The organism is Pseudomonas sp. FSL R10-1339 (assembly GCF_009600545.1).
GTDB classification, from domain to species: domain Bacteria; phylum Pseudomonadota; class Gammaproteobacteria; order Pseudomonadales; family Pseudomonadaceae; genus Aquipseudomonas; species Aquipseudomonas bubulae.
This window is the reverse complement of sequence record NZ_WIVQ01000147.1, coordinates 1-6,651: the sequence shown is the minus strand read 5'-3', so window position 1 is coordinate 6,651 and position 6,651 is coordinate 1. Positions and strand designations below refer to the sequence as shown.

Annotated in this window: 9 protein-coding genes; all 9 read right to left on the bottom strand. The window is 59.3% G+C overall.

Annotated elements, in window-relative coordinates; genetic code table 11:
- Nucleotides 1–157: 157 nt before the first annotated feature.
- Nucleotides 158–1,294 (bottom strand): flagellar biosynthesis protein FlhB, encoded by a 1,137-nt coding sequence (gene flhB, locus GHO03_RS23195; protein WP_095002601.1) that lies wholly within the window; start codon nucleotides 1,292–1,294, stop codon nucleotides 158–160.
- A gap of 2 nt (nucleotides 1,295–1,296) precedes the next feature.
- Nucleotides 1,297–2,079: a flagellar biosynthetic protein FliR gene (gene fliR / locus GHO03_RS23190; protein WP_095002602.1), complete on the bottom strand. Its 783-nt coding sequence runs from the start codon at nucleotides 2,077–2,079 to the stop codon at nucleotides 1,297–1,299.
- Nucleotides 2,080–2,349 (bottom strand): flagellar biosynthesis protein FliQ, encoded by a 270-nt coding sequence (fliQ, locus tag GHO03_RS23185; RefSeq protein ID WP_095002603.1) that lies wholly within the window; start codon nucleotides 2,347–2,349, stop codon nucleotides 2,080–2,082.
- 4 nt (nucleotides 2,350–2,353) lie between these two features.
- Nucleotides 2,354–3,097: a flagellar type III secretion system pore protein FliP gene (gene fliP, locus GHO03_RS23180; protein WP_095002604.1), complete on the bottom strand. Its 744-nt coding sequence runs from the start codon at nucleotides 3,095–3,097 to the stop codon at nucleotides 2,354–2,356.
- Nucleotides 3,097–3,537 (bottom strand): flagellar biosynthetic protein FliO, encoded by a 441-nt coding sequence (fliO, locus tag GHO03_RS23175; RefSeq protein WP_153400599.1) that lies wholly within the window; start codon nucleotides 3,535–3,537, stop codon nucleotides 3,097–3,099. Before fliO ends, fliP begins: the two co-directional genes overlap by 1 nt.
- Entirely contained in the window at nucleotides 3,538–4,002 is a 465-nt protein-coding gene (fliN, locus tag GHO03_RS23170) for a flagellar motor switch protein FliN (protein WP_095002606.1), read from the bottom strand.
- A 58-nt stretch (nucleotides 4,003–4,060) separates the two neighbouring features.
- Entirely contained in the window at nucleotides 4,061–5,029 is a 969-nt protein-coding gene (gene fliM, locus GHO03_RS23165; RefSeq protein WP_019828822.1) for a flagellar motor switch protein FliM, read from the bottom strand.
- Nucleotides 5,030–5,038: 9 nt separating this feature from the next.
- Nucleotides 5,039–5,530, bottom strand: coding sequence for a flagellar basal body-associated protein FliL (fliL, locus tag GHO03_RS23160; protein ID WP_095018906.1), 492 nt, complete (start codon nucleotides 5,528–5,530; stop codon nucleotides 5,039–5,041).
- 236 nt (nucleotides 5,531–5,766) lie between these two features.
- On the bottom strand, nucleotides 5,767–6,651 hold an 885-nt coding region (locus GHO03_RS23155; RefSeq protein WP_153400598.1), incomplete at its 5' end, for a flagellar hook-length control protein FliK.

The window sequence follows — 6,651 nt, the reverse complement described above, 5'->3', positions numbered from 1 at the left end:
CGCGGTCAATAGCGCCAAATTCAGCGGGATTTTCAACTTACTGCGCGGTTGCGGCAAGTTGATCGGAGCTTCCCTAGCAGAGATTATTTGACGGAGGCGAATTTAAAAGTAACTACTCGACGCAAAATACCTGCACTCCACCCCGTCAACTGACACGCTACTCGTCACGGCGCAAATCCGCCGGGATCGGCAAGTCCTTGAGGGGGTCCGGGCGCTTGCCCTTGCCGGCCTGGTACTGGCGGATCTGGTAGACGTAGGCCAGCACCTGGGCCACGGCCAGGTACAAGCCGGCGGGGATTTCCTGCTCCAGCTCCGTGGAGTAATAGATCGACCGCGCCAGCGCCGGCGACTCCAGCAGCAGGATGTTGTGCTTGGTACCGATCTCGCGAATTTTCAGCGCCAGGAAGTCACTGCCCTTGGCCAGCAACATCGGCGCCCCGCCCTTCTCCGGGTCGTACTTGAGGGCCACGGCGTAGTGGGTCGGGTTGGTGATTATGACGTCGGCATCCGGGATCGCCGCCATCATGCGCCGCTGGGACATTTCACGCTGCACCTGACGTATGCGCTGCTTGACCTCCGGGCGCCCTTCCTGATCCTTGTGCTCGTCGCGTACTTCCTGCTTGGTCATCAGCAATTTCTGATGGCTTTCCCATAGCTGTACCGGTACGTCCACCGCAGCGATCAGGATCAATCCGCAGGCCATCCACAACGCACTCCAACCCACCACTTGCAGGCTGTGGATCACTGCCAGTTCCAGCGGCTCATGGGCGATGCGCAGCAGGTCATCGATGTCGGACTTCAACACCAGCAAGGCCACGATCAGGATGATAAAGAATTTGGCCAGGGCCTTGAGCAGCTCCACCAGCGCCTTGGCCGAGAACATGCGCTTGATCCCGGCGGCCGGGTTCATGCGGCTGAATTTGGGCGCCAGGCTGCCCGCAGCAAAGAGCCAGCCGCCAAGGGATATCGGGCCGACCAGGGCCGCGATCAACAACGTGATCAGTACTGGCTGCACCGCGATCAAGGCGATTTTCCCTGAATGCAGCAGAAACGCGCCCATGGAATCCGGATTAAGCAGCACTTCGCGGCTCAAGCTGAAGTTGTAACGCATCAGCTCCATCAAATCCTGCGCCAGCGCACCGCCAAAAATCAGCAAGCCCGCCGAACCAGCCAGCATGATGGCCAGGGTGTTCAGCTCTTTGGAACGTGCAATTTCACCCTTTTCCCTGGAGTCCTTTTTTCGTTTCTCCGTGGGGTCTTCTGTTTTATCGGCGCCACTCTCGCTTTCGGCCATGGCTATCTGGCCTGCGCAAGATCACGTAAAAACTGCAGGGCCTCAGAGGCCAGCGGTTGATACTGGTTGAGAATGTCCGCCATGCTGATCCACAGGATCACCATGCCCAGCACCAGGGTCAGCGGAAAACCGATGGCAAAGATATTCAGTTGCGGCGCGGCCCGGGTCATTACGCCGAAGGCAATGTTGACCACCAGCAGCGCAGTGATCGCCGGCAGTACCAGAAGCAACGCCGCACCCAGCACCCAGCCGAGTTTATTGGCGATTTCCCAGTAGTGGTTGGGCAACAAGCCACCGCCCACCGGCAAGGTGGTGAAGCTCTCGGTCAACACTTCAAATACAACCAGATGGCCATTCATGGACAAAAACAGCAAGGTCACCAGCATGGTGAAAAACTGCCCGATTACTGCCACGTTGACCCCGTTGGCCGGGTCGACCATGGACGCAAAGCCCATGCCCATCTGGATCGCGACAATTTGCCCGGCGACCACGAACGCATGAAAAAACAGCTGCAATGCAAACCCCAGTAACGCACCGATGACGATTTGCTCGGCAATCAGCATCAGGCCACTGAGATCCAGCGGGTTGACGGCGGGCAACGGCGGCAGGCTGGGCATGATTGCCAGGGTAATCGCCAGGGACAAAAACAACTTGATGCGTTTGGGCACCAGGGTGGTGCCGATGATCGGCATGGTGGTCAGCAGCGCGCCCACCCGGAATAGCGGCAGCATAAAGCTGGCGACCCAGGTACTGATCTGCGCGTCTGTCAGGGCGAGCAGCGACATTTAGCCGATCAACTGCGGAATGCTGCCGTACAACTGCAGGATGTATTCCATAAAGGTCTGCACCAGCCACGGCCCGGCCACGATCAGGGTGACCAGCATCACCAGCAAGCGTGGGAGGAAGCTCAGGGTCTGTTCGTTGATCTGGGTCGCGGCCTGGAACATAGCCACCAGCAACCCCACCAGCAAGCTGGGTATTACCAGCACGGCAACCATCAGGGTGGTCAGCCACAACGCACTGCGAAACAGGTCTACCGCGACTTCTGGGGTCATGGGGTCAAACTCCGCCGAAACTGCTGGCCAGGGTGCCGATAATCAGCGCCCAGCCATCCACCAGTACAAACAGCATGATTTTAAACGGCAACGAGATGATCAGTGGCGAGAGCATCATCATGCCCATGGCCATCAGCACACTGGCCACTACCAGGTCGATAATCAGAAACGGAATAAAGATCATAAAACCGATCTGGAAGGCGGTTTTAAGCTCCGAGGTGACAAACGCCGGCACCAGAATGGTCAGGGGTGCGGCATCCGGGGTGGCGATATCGGTACGTTTGGACAGGCGCATAAACAGCTCAAGGTCGCTGCTGCGGGTCTGCGCCAGCATAAAGTCCTTGATCGGCACTTCAGCCTTGAGGATCGCATCCTGGGCCGAGAGCTTTTCGGCCAGATAGGGCTGCAAGGCATCGTTGTTTACCCGATCGAAAACCGGCGCCATGATAAACAGGGTCAAAAACAGCGCCATGCCGGTAAGGATCTGGTTCGATGGGGTTTGTTGCAAGCCCAGGGCCTGGCGCAGGATCGAAAACACAATGATGATCCGCGTAAAGCTGGTCATCAACATGACAAATGCCGGAATAAAGCTCAGCGCAGTCATGATCAGCAGGATTTGCAGGCTGACCGAGTACTCCTGCTGACCATTGGCCCCGGTGCCCAGGGTTATCGCCGGAATCGACAACGGGTCAGCCCCGAATGCCAATGGCGCGGCCAGTGCCAACAACAGCGCGACTACAAAACGCATCAAGGCTTGTCCTTTTGCTGACCGAGTATTTCCATCAGGCGCTTGGCAAACTCGGGGGTGGCCGGTTGCGCACTACCCGGCACCTGCACCGGCTCCTTGAGCACATGCAGCGGGGTTATCCGGCCCGGCGTAAGGCCGAGCAGGATCTGTTCATTGCCCACCTGCACCAGCACCAGCCGGTCCCGCGCACCCAGGGCCCGGGAGCTGATCAGTTCGATCACCTGGCCCTGGCCCTGGCGCGGGCCCGCCTGCTGTACACGGCGCAGCAACCAGGCCAGGGCGAAAATCAGCCCCAGCACCAGCAGCAGACCCAGTACCAGCTGGGTCAGCTGCCCGCCAACACTGGCGCCAGCCACCGGAGCCGCTGCGGTCGCAACCACCGGCTCGGCCGCCAGCACACTCAAGGGCAAGCCCAGTAAACCGCCAAGTAGCCGTTTCATTCAGCGCAGCTTCTTGATGCGTTCACTTGGGCTGATCACGTCGGTCAGACGGATGCCGAACTTCTCGTTGACCACCACCACTTCACCGTGGGCAATCAGGGTGCCGTTGACCAGCACATCCAGTGGTTCGCCGGCCAGACGGTCCAGCTCGATCACCGAGCCCTGATTGAGTTGCAGCAGGTTGCGGATATTGATGTCGGTACTTCCCACTTCCATGGAGATCGACACCGGAATATCCAGAATCACGTCGAGGTTGGGGCCATCCAGGGTCACCGGCTGGTTGTTGCGCGGCACACTGCCGAACTCTTCCATCGGCAGTCGGCTGGAAGAGGGCTTGGTTGCCGCATCGGCCGCCAGTAGCGCGTCGATATCGGCCTGGCCAACATCGCCGGTTTCTTCCAGCGCAGCTGCCCATTCATCAGCCAGCGCCTGGTCTGCAGCGGTTGTATCGTGTTCGTTAGCCATGGGGGTGTCCTCGGCGGGCATTCAATCATTAGCACAGCAAATTCTTGTGGCCAGGCGCCTAGCGCCGACCGATGGGCTCAACCACTTGCAAGGCCAGATTGCCTTTGTGCGAGCCCAGTTTGACCTTGAATGACGGCACGCCATTGGCACGCATCACCAGTTCATCTTCCAGCTCGATGGGGATCACGTCGCCGGGCTGCATATGCAAAATATCGCGCAGGCGTAACTGGCGGCGGGCCACGGTGGCGCTCAGCGGCACACTGACGTCGAGCACGTCTTCGCGCAGGGCCTTGCTCCAGCGTTCGTCCTGATCGTCGAGGTCGGACTGGAAACCGGCGTCGAGCATTTCGCGCACCGGCTCGATCATCGAGTACGGCATGGTCACATGCAGGTCGCCGCCACCGCCGTCGAGTTCGATATGGAAGGTCGACACCACAATGGCTTCGCTGGGCCCGACGATATTGGCCATGGCCGGGTTAACTTCAGAGTTGATGTACTCGAAATTGACTTCCATGATCGCCTGCCAGGCTTCCTTCAAGTCGATAAAGGCCTGCTCCAGCACCATGCGTACCACGCGCAATTCGGTGGGGGTGAATTCACGGCCTTCGATCTTGGCGTGACGGCCATCGCCGCCAAAAAAGTTGTCCACCAGCTTGAACACCAGCTTGGCGTCGAGGATAAACAGCGCCGTTCCGCGCAGCGGCTTGATTTTGACCAGGTTGAGACTGGTGGGCACATACAGCGAATGCACGTACTCGCCGAACTTCATCACCTGCACCCCGCCCACCGCCACATCCGCCGAGCGGCGCAACAGGTTGAACATGCTGATGCGGGTGTAACGGGCAAAACGCTCGTTGATCATTTCCAGGGTCGGCATGCGACCCCGGACAATACGATCCTGACTGGTCAGGTCGTAGCTTTTGACACTGCCGGGCTCGGCAGCGGTTTCGGCCTGTACCAGACCGTCATCGACGCCATGCAGCAGCGCGTCAATCTCATCCTGGGACAGCAGGTCTTGCACGGCCATGTCGTGATCCTACTGCAATACAAAGTTAGTAAAGAGCGCCTGATCGATAACCACTTTGCCGAGTTCTTTTTGCGCAACTTCCTGCACGCTGGCAGTGGTTTTCTGGCGCAATATTTCCTGGCCAACCGGTGTGGCGAGGTCGTCAAAGGCCTGCCCGGAAAACAGCATCACCAGGTTGTTGCGAATCACCGGTATATGCACCATCAGCGCCTTGAGATCGGCAGGGTCGCGCGCTTGCAGGGTCACACTGACTTGCATATAGCGCTGACGGCCATTGGCGTTGAAGTTGACCACAAAGGCCGGGGCCATCGGTTCATAGAGGGCAGGCAGCTTGACGTTCACGTCAGCTTGCGGCACAGCTTCGCTCTTGGGGCTGTGCATGAAATACCAGGTGGCGCCAACAGACAGGCCAATCGCCAGCAGCACAGCCACGACGATCAGGATAATCAGCTTGAGTTTGCCTTTAACGGCGGGGTCTTTTACTGCGTCGCTCGTCGCCATGCCAATAATCCGTCACTTTTCGGTTTTCACAGGTGCCGAGGGTAGGCAGAGCAAGTGTTATGCCAGAAGTGGAGGGATCGAAGGCTTCACGCCAATTCAAATTGCGTAGCAGCTGGCGAAGGAACACTGCAACTGTGGGAGCGAGCCTGCTCGCGAAGGTCGTTCGCGAGCAGGCTCGCTCCCACAATAGGGCTTGACCTGCAACAGAGTATCTACAGGTGTTTTAGTGCTAGCGCTTACGCGTAGTAATCCACCGCGCTGGAGCCCAGCACCACGCTTGGCGCAACCGCAGCCACTTCCACCGGCTCGTCATCAACAAGGCTGTCCAGTCGCTGGCCACCGCTACCGCTACGGGCCTGTTGCTCCTGGCCCTGCTGGCCTTGCCAGTTGCGCTGCTGATCCGACACGTTGACGTCCACCTGGCCCATGCCCTGCTGAGCGAGCATTTCGCGCAAGCGGTGCATCTGACTGTCCAGCGCCTCACGCACACCGGCGTGGCCACTCACAAAGTTGACCTGCGCCGACTGGTCAGCCGCAATATTGACCCGAATATCCAGACGCCCCAGTTCGGCAGGCTCCAGCTGGATATCGGCTGATTTGAGGTTGGCGCTGGAGAGGTACATCACGCGGTTTACAACTTCTTCGGACCAGCCGCTCTGATGCATGGCCAACGGCTGGTTGACCGGCAGCGCATTGGTAGTTTTCGGCACCGCCGCCTGGGTCAGCGCCGCCAGGCGGTTGGCGAAGTCATCCACACGGGTATCGCTGGAGGCGCTTTTCAGGTCCTTGAGACCCTCATCGACCAGGCCTTTAAAGGATTTCTCGCCCCCTTCACCAGTGGTCGAGTCATCGCTTTTATCATCGACCAGCATGGCTATCCCGCTGGCCTGCCCCTGGGCTGCGGCAGGAGCCGCGTCGCTTGATGGAGTTTTGACCGGGGACTGGCTACTGGCCGAAACATGCCCGCCCTGCTCCATCGCCAGGCGCACGGCAGGCATTGCGTCCAGAGGATCGGCTTGAGGATCGAAGGTGTCGTCGTCGGCCGCCACCGCTGGCGGCCGACGCCGACACCTTCGATGCTCAAGCCGATCCTCTGGACGCAATGCCTGCCGTGCGCCTGG

Coding starts and splice junctions, on each gene's coding strand:
- fliR (WP_095002602.1), bottom strand. CDS start 2,079: ATGTCGCTGCTCGCCCTGACAGACGCGCAGATCAGTACCTGGGTCGCC.
- fliN (WP_095002606.1), bottom strand. CDS start 4,002: ATGGCTAACGAACACGATACAACCGCTGCAGACCAGGCGCTGGCTGAT.
- fliL (WP_095018906.1), bottom strand. CDS start 5,530: ATGGCGACGAGCGACGCAGTAAAAGACCCCGCCGTTAAAGGCAAACTC.
- fliO (WP_153400599.1), bottom strand. CDS start 3,537: ATGAAACGGCTACTTGGCGGTTTACTGGGCTTGCCCTTGAGTGTGCTG.
- fliP (WP_095002604.1), bottom strand. CDS start 3,097: ATGCGTTTTGTAGTCGCGCTGTTGTTGGCACTGGCCGCGCCATTGGCA.
- fliQ (WP_095002603.1), bottom strand. CDS start 2,349: ATGACCCCAGAAGTCGCGGTAGACCTGTTTCGCAGTGCGTTGTGGCTG.
- fliM (WP_019828822.1), bottom strand. CDS start 5,029: ATGGCCGTGCAAGACCTGCTGTCCCAGGATGAGATTGACGCGCTGCTG.
- flhB (WP_095002601.1), bottom strand. CDS start 1,294: ATGGCCGAAAGCGAGAGTGGCGCCGATAAAACAGAAGACCCCACGGAG.